This is a genomic window from Candidatus Chryseobacterium colombiense (genome assembly GCA_029203185.1).
GTDB classification, from domain to species: domain Bacteria; phylum Bacteroidota; class Bacteroidia; order Flavobacteriales; family Weeksellaceae; genus Chryseobacterium; species Chryseobacterium colombiense.
The window spans coordinates 2,903,967-2,921,048 of the sequence record CP119310.1 but is presented as its reverse complement, the minus strand read 5'-3'; the positions used below and the strand labels follow the sequence as shown (position 1 = coordinate 2,921,048).

Here is a 17,082-nt window from a genome sequence, read left to right as displayed (position 1 = left end):
CAGCTCAAAAAGAACAAACTGCGATAAAGACTGCGGATGTTCATAACTTTCTGATGTAGTGTAATAAATAATATCTAATTTTGCTTTGTTTTTAAAAAATAAATTAGAATTAAATATAAAAAACACTCAGAATGTCATTAATAAAAAGTATTTCAGGAATCCGTGGAACCATAGGAGGAAAAGTGAATGATAACTTGACTCCGCTTGATGTGGTAAAATTCGCTTCGGCTTTCGGAACCTGGCTTCAGAATAATAAAAATAAAAAAGATTTAACCTTAATCATCGGAAGAGATGCCAGAATTTCTGGTCAAATGGTTTCTTCTTTGGTAACAGCAACATTGCAGGGACTTGGAATCAATGTTGTTGATTTAGGTCTTTCTACTACTCCAACGGTTGAGATAATGGTTCCCGAACTGAAAGCTGATGGCGGGATTATTTTAACGGCATCTCACAATCCAAAACAATGGAATGCACTGAAATTATTAAACGATAAAGGAGAATTCATCAGTGGGGAAAACGGAGCAGAAGTGTTGGCGTTGGCAGAAAGTGAAGACTTCAACTATGCCGAAGTGGATGATTTGGGAAAATATGAAACAAGAGACGATGCTTTTGATATTCATATTCAGCAGATTCTTGATTTACCGATGGTAGATGTTGAAGCTATAAAATTCAAAAAATTCAAAGTTGTTTTGGATGCAGTGAATTCTACAGGAGGAATTGCTATTCCGATGCTATTGGATAAATTAGGTTGCGAAACCGTGAAATTATACTGTGAGCCGACAGGACATTTCCCACACAATCCTGAACCGTTAAAAGAACATTTGGGAGATATCTGCAAGTTGGTAAAAAAAGAAGGTGCAGATTTAGGAATCGTGGTAGATCCGGATGTTGACAGATTAGCTTTGATTGATGAAAAAGGTGAAATGTTTGGCGAAGAATATACATTGGTTGCTGTTGCAGATTATCTATTGAAAAATAAGAACGGAGTAGCAATTTCCAATCTTTCTTCAAGCCGTGCTTTAAGAGATGTTGCCCATACCCACAATTCCGAATATTTTGCAAGTGCAGTAGGAGAAGTGAATGTGGTTACTTTAATGAAGGAGAAAAATGCCGTGATCGGCGGAGAAGGGAACGGAGGAATTATCTACCCTGATTTACATTACGGAAGAGATTCTTTAGTAGGTGTTGCCCTATTTTTGACTCATTTAGCAAAGGAAAATAAAAAGGTTTCTGAGCTAAGAGCAGAATATCCTAGCTATTTCATGGGTAAAAAGAAAATAGAACTCACTCCGGAAATCAATGTGGATGATATTTTAACTAAAATGGAAAAAGAATATCAAAATGAAGAGGTTTCAACCGTAGACGGAGTGAAAATAGATTTTGAAAATAATTGGGTACACCTTAGAAAATCTAATACAGAACCTATTATAAGAATCTATACAGAGGCTAAATCCCAGGAAGAAGCCGACAAATTAGGTGGTGAAATGATAGCTAAAATCAATAGTTTGATTTAATAAAATTAACAGTTATTTCATCATTTTAAAAAGAATTATTATTAAATTTATAGTACTAAGATTCTCAGAACCGAGTATTTGTATATCTCATATCTCAAGTCTTAAATCTTAAACTGTTTTATATTGGAAGAATATTTTGGAAATGAACTTGTAAAAAAGTTCGAGGAAATGATGGAAAACAATGACGAATTCTACTTTGATACTGAAGAGTTAGAAGATATTATTGTTTACTATTTGGAGCTGGGAGACTTTAATTATGCAGATACTGCAGTTAATTATGGTCTGAAGCTTCACCCCAATTCTTTAGATATCAAGATCAAAAAGCTTGAAATTCTATTGGAATGGGAAGAATATACCGCGGCAAAGGAGCTTATTGATGAGTTGAAGGGTTCTTCTATGGAAAACACCGACTTTTTGGTTTGCTACGCCAAGTATTATTCAAATTTAGGAAACCCTAGAAGATCTATCGAAATATGTAAAAAAGCTTTGGAACTGAAAGAAGAAGAAAACTTCCTTCACAATTTCATTGCAGATGAATATGTGAATCTGGGAGATCCTTTTAATGCCCTTAAGCACTATAAAAAAGCCCTTAAAGAAGATCCTACGGACGAATACTCGCTAGAAAACTGTATGGTTTGCTTTGCCGATTTAAATAAAAATGAAGAAGCCATTGCGTTTCTTAATGAATATTTAGATGAATTTGCTTATTCAGAAGTGGCGTGGTTCGAATACGGGCAATTTTACTTCAACAGAAAGAATTATGAAGAAGCCATAAAAGGATATGACTATTTACTGGCAATCAATTCTAGTTCTGTGGGAGTATATGCGAATAAAGCCGCTTGTTATGAAGCATTGGGGCAATATAAAAAGTCAATTGAAGTTTATGAAGAAATGCTGGAACTGGAATATACGAAGGCATTTACCTTTTATAAAATAGGACTTTGTTACAAAGCCTTAAAGCAGCCTATAATGGCACTCAATTCTTTTCAGAAATCGTTGAGAGAAGATCCTCAGTTTTATCTTGCTATGATGGAGCAGTCCTATCTTTACGAAGAAATGGGCGGAATGACAGAAGCATTGCATTTTGCAAAAGAGGCAACTCATCTGAATGAAAACAATCTTGACTATCAGAAGAGATTGGCATTTCTATTTATTGATTCCGGAAAGTTTGAAGAAAGTCTTTACTGTCTAAAAAAACTAGTAGATGCAGAACCTTCGAGATTTTATAATTGGTATGCGTATTCGGAGGTATTAATGCTCTTGGGAGAATATGAAGAAGCGATCACTGTTTTAAATAAAGCTTTGAAATCGCATCACAGAGCCGAATTATATTATCAGTTGAGTAATTGCTATTTCAACCTGAAAGATCATGAAAAAGGTGGCGAATCGCTTCAGTTTGCCCTTGAATTAGACCCGTCTTTGGTTACAGATATGCAGAAGAAATATCCGTTTATTAAAGATGAGGTTAAAAAAGCTAAAGCCAAAGTAAAGAAGAAAAACTCTGAAGGCTAAAATTATTGTCATTCTGAACAAAATGGAATAATGACAAGAATCTGTTTTTTAGATACTGAGATTGTTTTCCCTCGGAATGATCTATTACAATAAAAATCCTGCTTAATGCAGGATTTATTTTTTTATAACGTTAGGCTTGGTTCTTAAAAAGATCAATCCGGCAATAATGATTGCTGCGCCAACAAACTGCAGGGTATTTAACTTTTCACCATCTAAAAAGCCCCAGATAATTGCTACAATTGGCATCAGTAGAGTAACTGTAGAAGCAAATAAAGGCGAGGAAACTTTTAAAAGGCGATAATTCATCATCATGGCCAATCCGGTTCCGAAAATGGATAACAGACTTACGAACATCAGTCCCGTTAAATTGCTTTCATTAAAACTAAATGTTGAAAAAAATCCTGTAAAAGTTAAGGCAATAATAGATGGAAAAAATAATACAAAAGAGAATACAAAAGCAGATAAAACGGTAGAAGAAACCTCCATGAGCTTAGATTTTACTGTTGTGGTGCTCATTGCATAGCATAAGGTAGCCAATAATAAAAGTAAAATTGGAATCAGTTTAAATTTCCCGCCTTCACCGTCTCCTCCAAAAGCCAGTAAACAAACTCCTGTAAAACTGATTAATGTTCCGAAAATCTGCTGTTTAGTCGTTTGAAATTTCCAAACCAAAGCGCCCACAATAATTACAAAAATAGGCATCATGGAATTAATAATTCCCGCAATGCTGCTGCTTACTTCAGTTTCTGCGATAGGAAATAAAAACATCGGAATAAAATTTCCGGTAAATGCGGCTAAAATCAACCATTTTAAATGTTTCTTCGGAAATAGCTTATATTTTGAAATCGCAATAGGCATTAAAATAATTCCGGCTATCAAAACTCTTAAAGCTCCGACCTGATACGGACTGAAATGTTCTAAAGATTTTTTTATTAAAATAAAAGAAGATCCCCAAATGATACTTAATACCATCAGAAGTATCCATTTCTCTCTATCTGCGTTCATTGTTTTGGTGTAATATTTTTAAAAACTCTTTTTTCGGAATCATTTTCGCTCCCAGGCTTTCAAGATGTTCTGTATGAGACTGACAGTCAATTAACTCTAAATTTGTATTGGTTTCAATAAAATGAATAAATCCGGCTTTTGAAGCGTTGCTTGCTTTGGCAAACATACTTTCACCACAGAAGACATTTCCGATCTGAAGACCATAAAATCCTCCGACTAATTCCTCATTTTGCCAGACTTCAATACTTTTTGCCAAACCATATTCATGCAGCTGAATAAAAGTATTCATCAGTTCATCTGAGAGCCATGTTCCTGTTTGTCCTATTCTGCTTATTTCCTGACAGTTTTTGATAACTTCTCTGAAATTCTGATTCTCCGAAAATGTAAAAACGTCACGGTTCAGTATTTTCCTCATTGATTTCGAAACCTTTAGCTCTTCAGGAAACAAAACAAATCTGGGATCGGGACACCACCAAAGAATTTCTTCGTCGGGGTTATACCATGGAAAAATTCCCAGCTGATAGGCAAACCAGATCCGTTCTATGGACAGATCTCCGCCAAAAGCAATAACACCCTCATGCCCATCATAGAGTTCAGGGTCGGGAAATGAAATCTCATTTTCGTCTAGTCGAATCATATCTAGGAAAAAAAATCCCACTTAAAAAGCAGGATTAATATTTCAATATTATCTTTTAATTAAAAAGGTAAATCATCATCGTCATCTCCAGCAAAAGGATTTTCATTTGAAACCGGAGCTGCAGAATGAGAAGGTGCAGCCTGTGTAGGCTCAGAACCGTTGTCAAAAACTTTTTCTACTTTCCATCCTGTAATAGAGTTGAAGTATTTTGTCTCACCCTGAGGAGAAACCCATTCTCTTCCTCTGATATTGATCCCAACCTTTACATTTTCTCCTTCTTTAAGGTTATCTAATAAACTGATCTTATCAGACAGAAATTCTATGTTAATAGGCTGTGGATATTGTTCCTGAGTTAAAATAACCATTTCTCTCTTTTGAAACCCGCTCGCAAACGTCTGAGCATCAAAAAGTTTCTTTATCGTTCCTTGTAATTCCATATCATAATAATTAACGGTGTAAAAGTAAGAAAATGAATCGTAATAAAGGCTACGAGAAAAAAAAAATGCAAAATTTTAATTTTTTTTAGTGAAAAGTTTGGAGGTAAAAGAAAATATCCTATCTTTGCACCACTGAAAACGGAAAAACGAAATAAGTTCTTTAAAAATAAGTTTTCAAATAACAACAACGCGGATGTGGTGTAATTGGTAGCCACGCCAGACTTAGGATCTGGTGCCGAGAGGCGTGGGGGTTCGAGTCCCTTCATCCGCACAGTTTTGCGAAAATAGCTCAGCTGGTAGAGCACAACCTTGCCAAGGTTGGGGTCGCGGGTTCGAATCCCGTTTTTCGCTCCACACCATGCCCTGGTGGTGGAACTGGTAGACACGCAGGACTTAAAATCCTGTGCCTCTTTTGGCGTGCGGGTTCAAGTCCCGCCTGGGGTACAAGACCCTCTGTAATTTGATTACGGAGGGTTTTCTGTTTTTATACCTTTTCTAGAGTTATCTTTCTGAATTTTGCTATTCATTCATCGTCATCAATAAATCTGTATCCATAAAAATATAAACTTCTGTATCTGTATCCGGTTTCGAATACTCTATACATTTGCTAAAGTAAATCAGGTATTATGGAAACGGCTTTTCAACATCAGGCCCGGCTTCAGTATGCTGAAGTCTATGCATCAGATATTTTAGAACTGAAGAATTTATTTCTTCAGAAGTTCAGACTGAATATGGTCAATGCAAGTTTTGGAATTCCTTTTCTTTTGATTAAAAAAGGAAATGGGATTGTGGCATTTGCAAGTCTTGTCATCAATAAAAACAATCAGATTGACTTTGAAATTTATGAAAATCCGGAATTAACAATCAGTGAGAAGGAAGATTTTAAGAAGAAAGCCAAAAATTACTGTGAAAGGAATGATTCAGAAAATTTTAGAGATCCGGAAGAGCTTACATATAATATCCGAAGAATGGTTGACTGGCTGAATAATTAAAAAGGCTGTTTAAAATCGTAAATTTACGTAAAGAGATTTGTATGGCTAAAGATGTTCTATACCTTAAGATCGCAAAATCTGTCACAGAGCAGATCAAAAGTGAAACTTTACAATTCGGGGACAGGCTTCCTTCATTGAGGAGTGCACAAAAACTATATAACGTAAGTCTGAACACGGTAAAGCAGGCTTATATGGAACTTGAAAGCCGTTCTTTGGTGGAATCCCGTCCGAAATACGGCTATTTTGTGAGTCAGACTTCACAACGAAAACTGGCGCTTCCTTCAGTTGCAAAAATGAAGGTTTCAGAATCTCAGAAAGCTCCCGAAGATCTTATTGATAAGGTTTTCGGAACGATTGCCGGAACGGATGTTACGCAGTTTGCCTTGGGGATTCCCGGAAAAAGTTTTCTTCCGCTAGCTAAGCTGAAAAAATCAATGGTAAATGTCATTAAAAGTAAAAATGACAGCGGAACAGATTATGAACCGGTTCAGGGGAGTGAACATCTTCGTCGTGAAATTGCGAAGTGGGCGATGGTTTTGGAAGGAAAAATTACAGAAGATGATCTTGTCACTACTTCAGGGGCGATGAATGCTGTGTATAACTGTCTGATGGCGGTTACTAAACCTGGTGACTGGGTGGCTGTGGAAAGTCCTGTTTATTTCGGGATTTTGCAGGCAATTCAATTGTTGGGATTAAAGGTTGTGGAAATTCCGACCCATCCTGTTCTGGGAGTTGATCTTGAGGCCTTAAAAAAAGTACTTCCAAAATTATCTGCATGCTGTTTTGTGACGAATTTTAATAATCCGTTAGGTTTTCAGATGCCGGATGAGAATAAAAGAGAATTGGTGAGACTGATTACAGAATATAATGTACCACTGATAGAAGATGACATTTATGGAAATGTTTATTTCGGTGCAGAAAGACCTAAGCCTTGTAAGTTTTATGATGAAGCAGGTCTGGTCATGTGGATTGGCTCTGTCACTAAGGTCTTAGCCCCCGGATATAGAATAGGCTGGGTTGCTCCGGGGAAATTCAAGGATAAAATTATCCGTCAGAAGCTGGTTCAAACAGTTTGTAGTCCCTCGCTGTATTCAGATGTGATTGCGGATTTTCTGGAACATGGCCGTTATGATCATCATTTGAGAATGTTCAGGAAGAAGTTATATTCAAATTATCTTCAGATCCAAAAATCAGTTGCGGCTTATTTTCCTGATAACACTAAAATATCTGATCCGAAAGGAGGTTTTATGCTCTGGCTTGAACTCGATAAAAGAATTTGTACGGAAGATCTGTATGATGAAGCTTTCAGTCAGAAAATCAATTTTGCTCCGGGAAGAATGTTTTCGCAATATAATCAGTATCAGAATTGTTTGCGCCTGAACTATGCCATGGAATGGACGGATCGTGTGGAAAGTGACCTTGAAAAATTGGGGAAAATGATAAAAAACAGATTTTAATTAAATATAAACAATGGACAATAATAATGAAGTGAAAATTGTTGAATATGATCCTAAATATCAACAGGATTTCAGGGATTTAAATGAAGAATGGATCAGCAAATTTTTCAAAATGGAAGCAAGCGATTATAAAATGCTTGATCATCCTGAAGAATATATCATCAATAAAGGCGGACATATTGTTTTTGCACTTTTAAATAATGAGGTTGTAGGAACATGTGCACTGATAAAGACTTCCGATGAGCCGTTGATTTTTGAACTGGCAAAAATGGCGGTCAGTCCGAAAGCTCAGGGGAAAAAGATTGGCTATTTAATAGGGCAGGAACTGATTGATAAGGCTAAACAATTAAAAGCTAAAGAAGTTTTTCTTGAAACGAATTCTTCCCTGATTCCTGCAATTAAACTTTACGAAAAATTAGGCTTTCAGCATATTCCGGTAATAGATTCTCCTTATGAGAGAGCTGATACGAAGATGTTGCTGGATTTTAGTTTTTAGATATATTAATTTTGTTAAAGAGAAAGCATACTGATTTTTTGGTATGCTTTTTTATTGATCAGCTTTCCGTTAATTTTCGTTTTCTTTCCAACCAAAATAAATTTTCTATTTTTGTCTAATTCCTTATTTCAATGAAAAAAATTATCCTCATCGAAGACGAAACCAGTGTGGTGTCTTTTATTAAAAAAGGACTTCAGGAAAACGGATATGAAGTTTCTGTCGCTTTTGATGGGCGTACCGGTGTACAGTTGGTTCAGTCAAGCGACTTCGATTTGGTAATCCTGGATATTATGTTGCCGGAAATGAATGGACTGGATGTCTGTAAGGAAATCCGAAAAACGAATCAGCATGTCCCGATTTTGTTTTTGACGGCATTGGGAACATCGGAAAATATCGTATTGGGCTTAGAGAGTGGTGGAGATGATTATTTAGTTAAACCATTCAAATTCATTGAATTGGTCGCTCGTGTAAAGTCTTTACTGAGAAGAAGTAATAATGGAAGTGCGCCGGAAATTATTGAGCCTGAACCTGATAATGAATATGTTTTTCAGTTTTCAGATTTAATTCTTAATGATTATACCAAGAAAGTTACGCGTGGGGGTGAGGAAATTTCACTGACTTCAACGGAGTACAAATTATTGCTGTACTTTTTAAACAACCCTGAAAAAGTAATTTCCAGAACAGAAGTTTTGGAAGCAGTTTGGGGGGTAAATTACGAGCTGGGAACCAATGTTGTTGATGTTTACGTGAATTATCTAAGAAAAAAACTGGATAATCAGGAAGATAACAAATTGATTCATACGGTCATAGGAATGGGTTATGTATTGAAAAAATCTTAATGAATGTTTAATAAAGTTGTCACCAATCAAACCAAGACCATGGTTCTTCTGATGTTGGTTTTTACCGCCATCATATTGTTGTTCAGTGGATTGGTGTATTTTTCAATTGTCAACTTTTCGCATCAGAGGTTTTATGAATTATTAAAGATCCGGACTACCACTATTGTTCAGATTGAAAAAAGTAAAGACGATCTCGATCTTCCCGAAAATTATATTTTAAACAGTTTAAATGATGAAGAGCTTCCGATGGAACGCGATTATGTATTTGCGATTCCTGCGGATTCAAACTATAAAAAAATCTCACAGGAAGTTCATATTCCTGATTATTTTTTCAAGAGTATTGCGAGAGATGGGGAAGCGAATTATAACGATAAAGAATTCTACTATATCGGTCAGACTTTCAGGCATGATGATAAAAACTATATTGCGATAGCTTCGGCCAAAAATCATTATGTAGTTTACTATCTGGGCTTTCTGAAAAGAACTTTGATTACCTGTATTGTACTTTCGCTGTTCTTTAGCATGATCTTCTCTTTTTATTTATCTAAAACCTTATTCAGGCCTATTTTGAAAATCACCGGAAAGGTAAAGGAAATAAGTTCTGAAAATCTTCATCTGCGTCTTGAACCACAACCGGACAATAAAGAATTGAACGAATTGGTGGAAACATTTAACGATATGCTGAACCGTATCGAAACTTCTTTTGAAACTCAAAATCACCTGATCGGAAATGTTTCCCATGAGCTGAGAACGCCTCTTACCTCCATTATGGGAGAAGCAGATGTTGCGCTTTCGATTTCCAGAACCAACGATGAATATAAAGAAACGTTAGGAATTATCCTTGATGAAGCCGAAAAACTGGACAAGAAAATCAAAGCTCTGCTGATGATTGCCCAAACCGGTTTTGACGGGAAGATTCAGAAGATGGATAAGGTAAGAATGGATCAGTTGCTTTGGGATGTCATTGAAACATTGCGAAGAATTGATTCAAGAAATAATATCTATCTGGACATCAGTATGTTGCCTGATAATCCTAAGAAATTGAAAGTTCAGGGTAATGAACAGCTTCTGCATCTTGCAGTTACGAATATTATTCAGAACGGGTGTAAATATTCTAATTTTCAACAGGTTAAAGTTTCATTGGGAGCGACGGATGCAGATGTTTATATCATTATAAAAGACAATGGAATCGGGATTCCTGAAGAGGAAATGAATAAAATTTATGATCCCTTTTTCCGGGCTTCCAATACCCAAAACTACGAAGGATACGGAATTGGTCTTCCTTTGGCGAGAAATATTGTGAGAATGCATCATGGTGAATTGATTGTGAGCTCTCATGAAAATCAGGGAACAACAGTGCAGTTGCGCTTCCCGAATTTTTACAGTATGCTGAAAGAGGAAAAGCTAGATTAATTGAGATGCTTCGACTTCGCTCAGCATGATATCACATAAATGTATAGCAAATAAAAAGTTAGTATTAGAATTGTCATGCTGAGCGAAGTCGAAGCATCCTTATCTTGTATGGAGGATTCTGCTCAGTCAGTTGCTCAATATTAAGTCCTCTTAACAATTTTCTAATCTCATTTTAATCTCTTTAATTACATTTTAATTCCATTCCAAAGAGCTTCTAATTTGGTCGTTTTAGTTTTGTATCATCAAAAAAGATAATACGAACCTAAATCTTAAAAATATGACCAAATCGATTTTAATAGCCACAGATTATTCTCTAGAATCTTTACATATATTAAAGGAGGTTCTGAAAGAAAAAAATGCTTCTGAAGATCAAAATCAATATACTGTTTTTTTGGTTTCGGGCTATGATATGGGAGATTCTATTCGCGATCTTCTCTTTAATACCAAAAGCACAATTTTTAATAAAATTAAACCTCAGGAATTTAATGATGCCTATGAAATTATTAAAAATAAATATCCTCATCTGATTGATAAGATTATTTGTGATGTTTTTACTGGAAGTTTTCAGAGAACCTTCGACCAGTATATAAAGGCGGAACATATTGAGGAAGCTTACTACAGTTCTTCAATCAAAAGCAAAGGAAAAGGAAAGTTTGATCTTATTCCTTATATCAAAAAATGTAAACATCTTCAGTCTCAGGAAATAACCATTGAAATCCATGAAAGACTTCCTGAAAGAGGAAGGCTGGCTGAGATTTTTGCCTAATTCTAATTTTCTAAAAAGATAATAAAAATGTTAAGAAATTATAGTAACAGCAGAACGTTGGGAGATAACATAAAACTGGGAACGCTGACTGCCTTTACAGCAGGAACTATAAATATTGCTTCTCTATTGATATTTCTCTCATTTACCTCGAATGTAACGGGGCACTATGCTATTTTGGCAGCAGAAATAAGTAAAGGAAACTGGACGCAGGTAGCGGTAGTTGGAGGATGGATTTTCCTGTTCTTCTTCGGAAGTTTTCTTTCTAATTTTATTGTGATCAATTTTAATAAAAAGAGTAAATATTTTGCTCATGCAATGCCTATTGTATTGGAAATATTGTGTTTACTTTTTGTAGGAATCTATGGTCAGTTTTTTTATCAGAAAACATTGGAAGAAACAGAGGCTTTGGTGGCTTTAATGCTTTTTGCAACAGGGCTTCAGAACGGATTAACGGCAAGTATTTCTAATTTCTCGGTGAAAACAACCCACCTTACCGGGACCACTACCGACCTTGGAATTTTGTTTTCCATGTTCACTCAAAAAAAATACAGAAAGAATCCTGAGCTCACGGCAAGAGCTAAGCTGTTGATGAGTATCATGCTTGCTTATGTTTTGGGAGCGGTGTTTTCCGGGCTTACTTATTATTATCTGGAATTCAGGGTGTTTTATGTGATAAGTTTGTGTCTGTTGGTTGTAATTGGATATGATGCCTATAAAATTCATGTGAGACATTTCAATACTAAATACAGGTATTCAAAGATCTATAAAAGACCTAATCTTCTGGCCTATTTATATGACAAGATCCACGGAATTCCTAAAAGAAAAGAAAAAAGAAAACTTCTATTTGAAGATTAATGTCAGAAAAATAAAAATACTTCAGTATTAATTTTGTGTAAACTAGCTGTGAATCAATCCTCTAATTGTATAATGCGATTAGGGGATTGTATTTTAAAGAAAATAAGCCTGTACAGCTATTTTGATAAAGATATAAATATGGCTAGAATGTTGATATGTTAATAATTAAATTTTAATTCGCGGAAAGAAAGTTTTTATTCCCGTTTTCATTACTTATTTTTGTAAGTTGATTTTACATTTTTTATGTCAGATATTATTCAGCTTTTACCGGATCATGTAGCCAATCAAATTGCGGCAGGAGAAGTCGTGCAGCGACCGGCTTCTATTGTGAAAGAACTTTTGGAAAATGCAATAGATGCAGATGCCACTAAAGTAGAATTGATTATAAGAGATGCAGGAAAAAACCTTATTCAGGTAGTAGATGATGGAAAAGGAATGTCTGAAACTGACGCAAGAATGGCTTTTGAAAGACATGCAACCTCAAAGATCAGAGGAACAGAAGATATTTTTAAAATTGCCACCAAAGGTTTCAGAGGCGAAGCTTTAGCTTCTATTGCTGCGGTTTCCCAGGTTGAACTGAGAACCAAGCAAAAAGATGCAACGATTGGAACCAATATTTACATTGAAGGAGGTGTGTTCCAGTTTCAGGACCCTATACAAACGGCGGACGGATCTAATTTTTTAGTAAAGAATCTATTTTACAATGTTCCGGCAAGAAGAAAGTTCCTGAAAAATAATAATATTGAATTCAGACACGTCATCGACGAATTTCAACGGGTTGCTTTGGCTCATGAAAACCTGGAGTTTTCCTTATTTCATGATGATGAGGCTGTTTTCAGACTCAGAAAAGGAAGTCAGATGCAGCGTATTGTGGATATTTTCGGAAGAAAGCTCCAGCCACAACTCATCCCGATCAAAGAAGATATTATCTGGTGCAAACTTCACGGATTCGTTGCAAAACCTGAAGGCGCCAAAAAAACAAGAGGCGAACAGTTTCTTTTCGTGAACGGAAGATATTTTAAAAGCCCATATTTCAATAAAGCGGTACAGGAAGCCTTTGAAGGATTGCTTTTACCGGGATACATTCCGACATTTTTTCTTTTCTTAGAGCTTGATCCTGAGAAAATTGATGTTAATATCCATCCTCAGAAAACAGAAGTGAAGTTTGAGGATGAGCATCTTATTTTCGCTTTATTGCGTTCAACCATTAAAAGGTCGCTTGGAATTTATAATGTAGCTCCGAGTCTTGATTTTGAGAAAGATCCGCAACTGGACGAAATGTTGCAAAAAACATTTCCGAGTAAAAGTAACAGCGGAGGAGGAAGCGGATTTATTAAAATGCCGGAGATCATTGTAGATAAAGACTACAATCCGTTTTTGGAAGAAAGAGGAGCGATGAAGCAGGCTGAAATTCAGAATCTGGCAGAAATGTATCATCAGAATATCTCGGCAGAGCCTTCAAAAATTAACCTGTTTGAAGATGAAGACTTTGATGAAGATCTGATGAGGCTACCCAATGGATACTGGCTCTTCAATAAAGGTGACAGAACGTTGATGCTGGATTTAGGAAGAATGCACAGATTAACGGTTTCAGAAAGCAATAAATCTGGCAAAAAGGGCTCTTCTCTTAGCCATGCCCTTCTTTTCTCTCTGGAATACCATATGAATGAAATTGAGAAAAATAAATATAAATCCATAAAAAAATATCTTCCGGAACTTGGGTTTGAAATGAGTATCGCTCATGAAAACGTACTAAGAATAGATGCCGTTCCTGAAGGATTAAAAGAAACCCAGGTGATGAAATTCCTGGAAAATCTTTTCGATATTCTGGAGTATAAGACAGAAGAAGAATTTATGCATTTTTATCAGAATCAATGGAATAAAATGCAGTCTAAATCCCGTTTCGATTTCATCTACAAAAAAGATGCAGAGCAGCTTATAAAAGAATTTACGGCATTAGGTTTCCCGGAATTTCTTCCTAATGGAAAAAGATGTTTTTATGAAGTTCCGTTTAATGATTTTAAAAACAAATTTTAAAAAATGTTTAATAGCATACCACCGATTACCAGGAATATTATTATTATAAATGTTATAGTATTTATTGCTGTATTTTTTCTACCACAGTTAAATGACTTACTTTCCGCATATTATCCTTTTTCTCCAGAATTCAAATCTTGGCAGATTATTACTCATATGTTTATGCATGGAAGTCTGGTACATATTTTATTTAATATGCTGACTCTTTATAGTTTCGGACCTATTTTGGAATACAGATTGGGAGATAAAAAGTATTTACTTCTTTATTTTTTAAGTGGTTTAGGAGCTTTTTTCTTATATAATCTTTGGAATTTTATTGAAGTTCAGCAATTAGTTTCAGAGCTTCAAGCGATGAATATTAATGCAAAAGATTTTCTGGATTCATTGATAGGAAATCCAGATAAAATATTAATTCATAATGAGGCGGAACAAAACTTAGCTGGAATTTATTTTGGTAGAATGGTAGGAGCCTCCGGTGCAATTTTTGGAGTTATTGCTGCTTTTGCAACATTATATCCTGAAGCAAAAATTGCGATAATGTTTATTCCGGTTCCCATGAAAGTAAAATATGTAATTCCTATAGTTATTGTAATCTCTATTTATCTTGGTGTTTCAGGAAACGGGGGAGGAATTGCTCATTTGGCTCACGTTGGAGGAGCTTTGGTAGGATGGATTTTAGCCAGAATCTGGAAGAAACATTTATATAGATTTAATTAAAATCATTCTGTGAAAGTTTTTCGTCTCATCCTTTTCATCCTACATTTAGGAATGCTCATTCTCTTATTGGGAGTACTAATGAACAGTATTGTTCCGCCTAAAGTATTTCCGTGGTTCAATTTACTTTCCTTAGGATTTCCTGTTTTAATTAGCATATATGTATTACTTACTTTTTTCTGGATTATAAGCTGGAAAAAAAGAGCTTTTGTATTTCTTTTATTTGGAGTATTGTTTTTTAAACCCATTATAAGATGGGTAAGCTATTCTTCAAAAAAAGATCAGGAAGCCAATCTGAAAATTGTTTCTTTAAATGCAAAAGGAGGAAAATTTGGAGTAGATCAAATCCAGGATTATCTTGACAGACAAAATGCGGATATAGTTTTTTTGCAGGAACCTTCCATTCCTGATTTTAAGCTTAAAAATCTTTCAGGGAAAAGTAATATGCCTGTACTTTCTTTTTATTCTAAGTATGAAGTGGTAAATCATAAAAATCTTTTTGAAGGATTAGAGAATAAAGATATAACAGCACAATGTGAGGTAATAGATCTTAACATCCGCGGGAAAATTTACAGATGTATCAATGTACATTTAGAGTCTTTCGGTATCGTAAAGGATATGGTAAAGCTCAATGGGAATAAAGATGAAGACGAAACCAAGACCAAAAATGTTCTTAGGAAGCTTCTGAACAATTTTAAAAACCATCAGGATCAGATTGATATTATCAAGAAGGAAATAGAAGATTCTCCATATCCTGTTTTTGTGGTTGGAGACTTTAATTCAGTACCCAATTCCTACGAATATTATAAAGTTTCTGATCATCTTAAAGATGCTTTTGTAGAGGTCGGAAGAGGAAGCGGTACCAGTTTCCATGATTTCAAATTTCCATTACGAATTGATTATATTTTTACCTCAGAATCGATACAGCCGATAAGCTATAAAGTCGATCGGGATGTACGGATTTCTGATCACTTTCCTGTAATAGCTACTTTTAAATTAGCAGATTAAAAATCATAAAAAGCGTTAAATACATTCAATTGGTAGGGTTTTTGTTAAAACAAATGTGATTACACCGTTTTATGAAGCCGAACCAGTTATTGCTATTTTCCCATATCATTATTGCAATCCTATTGTTATGTACTTTAGGAAATGCCTGGATCGCACCTAATTTACTTGGGAATTTGAATCTGCTTTCTCTGGCGTTTCCCTATCTTGTCGTCATTCACATACTATTTACAATCGTATGGATTTTTAAAAGAAAAAAGATTGCTATAGTATTCGCTTTAGGAACGCTTATTTTTTTGAATCCTATCCGAAGATGGATTAATTTTTCTCCCAAAACAGATAATGTCAGAAGTATAAGAGATATTAAAGTATTGACTTTTAATGTTAAATATGGAGATTTTGGATGGGATAAGGTAAAAAAATATATAAGAGATCAAAATGCAGATATTATATTGGTGCAGGAAAAAGATACCAACAGAGCTTTGCGAAAAGATATGGTGAAATATCCTACGGTAATCTTAAAAACAAAGCATAGAATCGTGAGACAGGAGGAACTTATTACAGATAAATCCAGAGGGAATTCTTTTTATGCAGATGTAGATATTAACGGAAAAATTATCCGTGTGGTCAATGTCTATCTTGAACCGTTCAGGCTGAATAAAGGAATGTTTAATTTTGCTGATCTTGGAAAAGAAAATAAAATAACCACACTGCTTTCCCATATGATTCCTACGTTTCAGGCTCATGAAAATCAGATTAAAAAAATCAGAAAAGTTGTTGATTTGTCTCCATATCCTGTGATTTTGGCAGGAGATTTTAATTCCGTGCCCAATTCTTATGAATATTATAATCTTGGGAAAGATCTTCAGGATGCTTACTTAACTGCAGGAAACGGTATTTCTACAAGCTTTCATGATTATAAGGTTCCACTTAGGCTAGATTATATATTTAGTTCAAAATCAATTATTCCACTGAGCTATAAAGTTGATCATTCGGTTAAATTATCAGATCATTATCCGGTAATTGCAGAATTTCTATTAAATTAGTTCCATGAAAAATATTTTCTCAGGCGTAATTCTTGTTTTAATTTTAAGTGCTTGTTCTAATAAAGAACCGGTTGCTGTGGAAAGTTCGGAGAATTTAAAGCCGAATTATGATACTGTTGCGATAGATTCTTTTTCTGCAGGAGCCACATCTGAGGCTGTGATCAGAAAAATTAAAATGTCTTCCCAGAAATATCAGGATTCCTTAAAACAGGCAGTAAAGCTTCAGGCAGAAGAAAAAAGAATTGCAGAAGAGCTGGATAAGGAAAATAAAAAGAAGCTGGAAGAGGAAAAGAAAAAGGCCAATGTAGAAAAGCAACAGAAAATATTAGAATCTCCGGAAGTTAAAAACTAAATAAA

Annotated in this window: 17 protein-coding genes and 3 tRNA genes; 17 read left to right on the top strand and 3 right to left on the bottom strand. The window is 35.1% G+C overall.

Annotated features, from left to right (window positions below; genetic code table 11):
- Positions 1 to 131 precede the first annotated feature (131 nt).
- Positions 132 to 1,514 carry a phosphoglucosamine mutase gene (gene glmM / locus P0Y62_13115; GenBank protein ID WEK68785.1) on the top strand — a complete coding sequence of 461 codons (1,383 nt, stop codon included), beginning with the start codon at positions 132 to 134 and terminating at the stop codon, positions 1,512 to 1,514.
- A 123-nt stretch (positions 1,515 to 1,637) separates the two neighbouring features.
- The gene (locus P0Y62_13110) at positions 1,638 to 3,026 is read left to right on the top strand and encodes a tetratricopeptide repeat protein (GenBank protein ID WEK68784.1); all 1,389 of its coding nucleotides are present in this window, start codon (positions 1,638 to 1,640) and stop codon (positions 3,024 to 3,026) included.
- 114 nt (positions 3,027 to 3,140) lie between these two features.
- On the opposite strand, the gene P0Y62_13105 is transcribed toward P0Y62_13110, so the two are convergent.
- From P0Y62_13105 to P0Y62_13095, 3 genes are read right to left on the bottom strand one after another with little or no spacing between them, the layout of a single operon-like run.
- Entirely contained in the window at positions 3,141 to 4,031 is an 891-nt protein-coding gene (locus P0Y62_13105; protein WEK68783.1) for a DMT family transporter, read from the bottom strand.
- Entirely contained in the window at positions 4,018 to 4,668 is a 651-nt protein-coding gene (gene aat, locus P0Y62_13100) for a leucyl/phenylalanyl-tRNA--protein transferase (GenBank protein ID WEK68782.1), read from the bottom strand. The genes P0Y62_13105 and aat overlap by 14 nt, the downstream gene beginning before the upstream one ends.
- A 59-nt stretch (positions 4,669 to 4,727) precedes the next feature.
- Entirely contained in the window at positions 4,728 to 5,105 is a 378-nt protein-coding gene (locus tag P0Y62_13095) for a DUF3127 domain-containing protein (protein WEK68781.1), read from the bottom strand.
- 189 nt (positions 5,106 to 5,294) lie between these two features.
- Here P0Y62_13095 and P0Y62_13090 point away from each other — a divergent pair.
- The 15 genes from P0Y62_13090 to P0Y62_13020 all read left to right on the top strand — a co-directional run bounded on the left by P0Y62_13090 (position 5,295) and on the right by P0Y62_13020 (position 17,077).
- Positions 5,295 to 5,376 (top strand) — tRNA-Leu (locus tag P0Y62_13090).
- A 7-nt stretch (positions 5,377 to 5,383) separates the two neighbouring features.
- A tRNA-Gly gene (locus P0Y62_13085) sits at positions 5,384 to 5,459 on the top strand.
- A gap of 6 nt (positions 5,460 to 5,465) precedes the next feature.
- Positions 5,466 to 5,549 (top strand) — tRNA-Leu (locus P0Y62_13080).
- Positions 5,550 to 5,731: 182 nt separating this feature from the next.
- The gene (locus P0Y62_13075) at positions 5,732 to 6,097 is read left to right on the top strand and encodes a hypothetical protein (protein ID WEK68780.1); all 366 of its coding nucleotides are present in this window, start codon (positions 5,732 to 5,734) and stop codon (positions 6,095 to 6,097) included.
- Positions 6,098 to 6,138: 41 nt separating this feature from the next.
- Positions 6,139 to 7,554 carry a PLP-dependent aminotransferase family protein gene (locus P0Y62_13070; protein ID WEK68779.1) on the top strand — a complete coding sequence of 472 codons (1,416 nt, stop codon included), beginning with the start codon at positions 6,139 to 6,141 and terminating at the stop codon, positions 7,552 to 7,554.
- A 13-nt stretch (positions 7,555 to 7,567) separates the two neighbouring features.
- On the top strand, positions 7,568 to 8,050 hold the full coding sequence (locus tag P0Y62_13065) for a GNAT family N-acetyltransferase (GenBank protein ID WEK68778.1): 483 nt from the start codon (positions 7,568 to 7,570) through the stop codon (positions 8,048 to 8,050).
- A 131-nt stretch (positions 8,051 to 8,181) separates the two neighbouring features.
- Positions 8,182 to 8,889, top strand: coding sequence for a response regulator transcription factor (locus P0Y62_13060; GenBank protein ID WEK68777.1), 708 nt, complete (start codon positions 8,182 to 8,184; stop codon positions 8,887 to 8,889).
- 3 nt (positions 8,890 to 8,892) lie between these two features.
- Positions 8,893 to 10,302, top strand: a complete 1,410-nt coding sequence (locus P0Y62_13055) for a HAMP domain-containing sensor histidine kinase (protein ID WEK68776.1) — start codon at positions 8,893 to 8,895, stop codon at positions 10,300 to 10,302.
- 277 nt (positions 10,303 to 10,579) lie between these two features.
- Positions 10,580 to 11,068 (top strand): hypothetical protein, encoded by a 489-nt coding sequence (locus tag P0Y62_13050; GenBank protein WEK68775.1) that lies wholly within the window; start codon positions 10,580 to 10,582, stop codon positions 11,066 to 11,068.
- A gap of 27 nt (positions 11,069 to 11,095) precedes the next feature.
- Positions 11,096 to 11,923 carry a YoaK family protein gene (locus P0Y62_13045; GenBank protein ID WEK68774.1) on the top strand — a complete coding sequence of 276 codons (828 nt, stop codon included), beginning with the start codon at positions 11,096 to 11,098 and terminating at the stop codon, positions 11,921 to 11,923.
- Positions 11,924 to 12,166: 243 nt separating this feature from the next.
- Positions 12,167 to 13,960, top strand: coding sequence for a DNA mismatch repair endonuclease MutL (mutL, locus tag P0Y62_13040; GenBank protein WEK68773.1), 1,794 nt, complete (start codon positions 12,167 to 12,169; stop codon positions 13,958 to 13,960).
- A gap of 3 nt (positions 13,961 to 13,963) precedes the next feature.
- Entirely contained in the window at positions 13,964 to 14,677 is a 714-nt protein-coding gene (locus P0Y62_13035; GenBank protein ID WEK68772.1) for a rhomboid family intramembrane serine protease, read from the top strand.
- Between the two features lie 9 nt (positions 14,678 to 14,686).
- A complete protein-coding gene (locus P0Y62_13030; GenBank protein ID WEK68771.1) occupies positions 14,687 to 15,682 on the top strand; it encodes an endonuclease/exonuclease/phosphatase family protein in 996 nt (331 codons plus the stop codon).
- Between the two features lie 71 nt (positions 15,683 to 15,753).
- Positions 15,754 to 16,725 (top strand): endonuclease/exonuclease/phosphatase family protein, encoded by a 972-nt coding sequence (locus P0Y62_13025; GenBank protein ID WEK68770.1) that lies wholly within the window; start codon positions 15,754 to 15,756, stop codon positions 16,723 to 16,725.
- Between the two features lie 4 nt (positions 16,726 to 16,729).
- A complete protein-coding gene (locus tag P0Y62_13020) occupies positions 16,730 to 17,077 on the top strand; it encodes a hypothetical protein (protein ID WEK68769.1) in 348 nt (115 codons plus the stop codon).
- Positions 17,078 to 17,082: the final 5 nt, after the last annotated feature.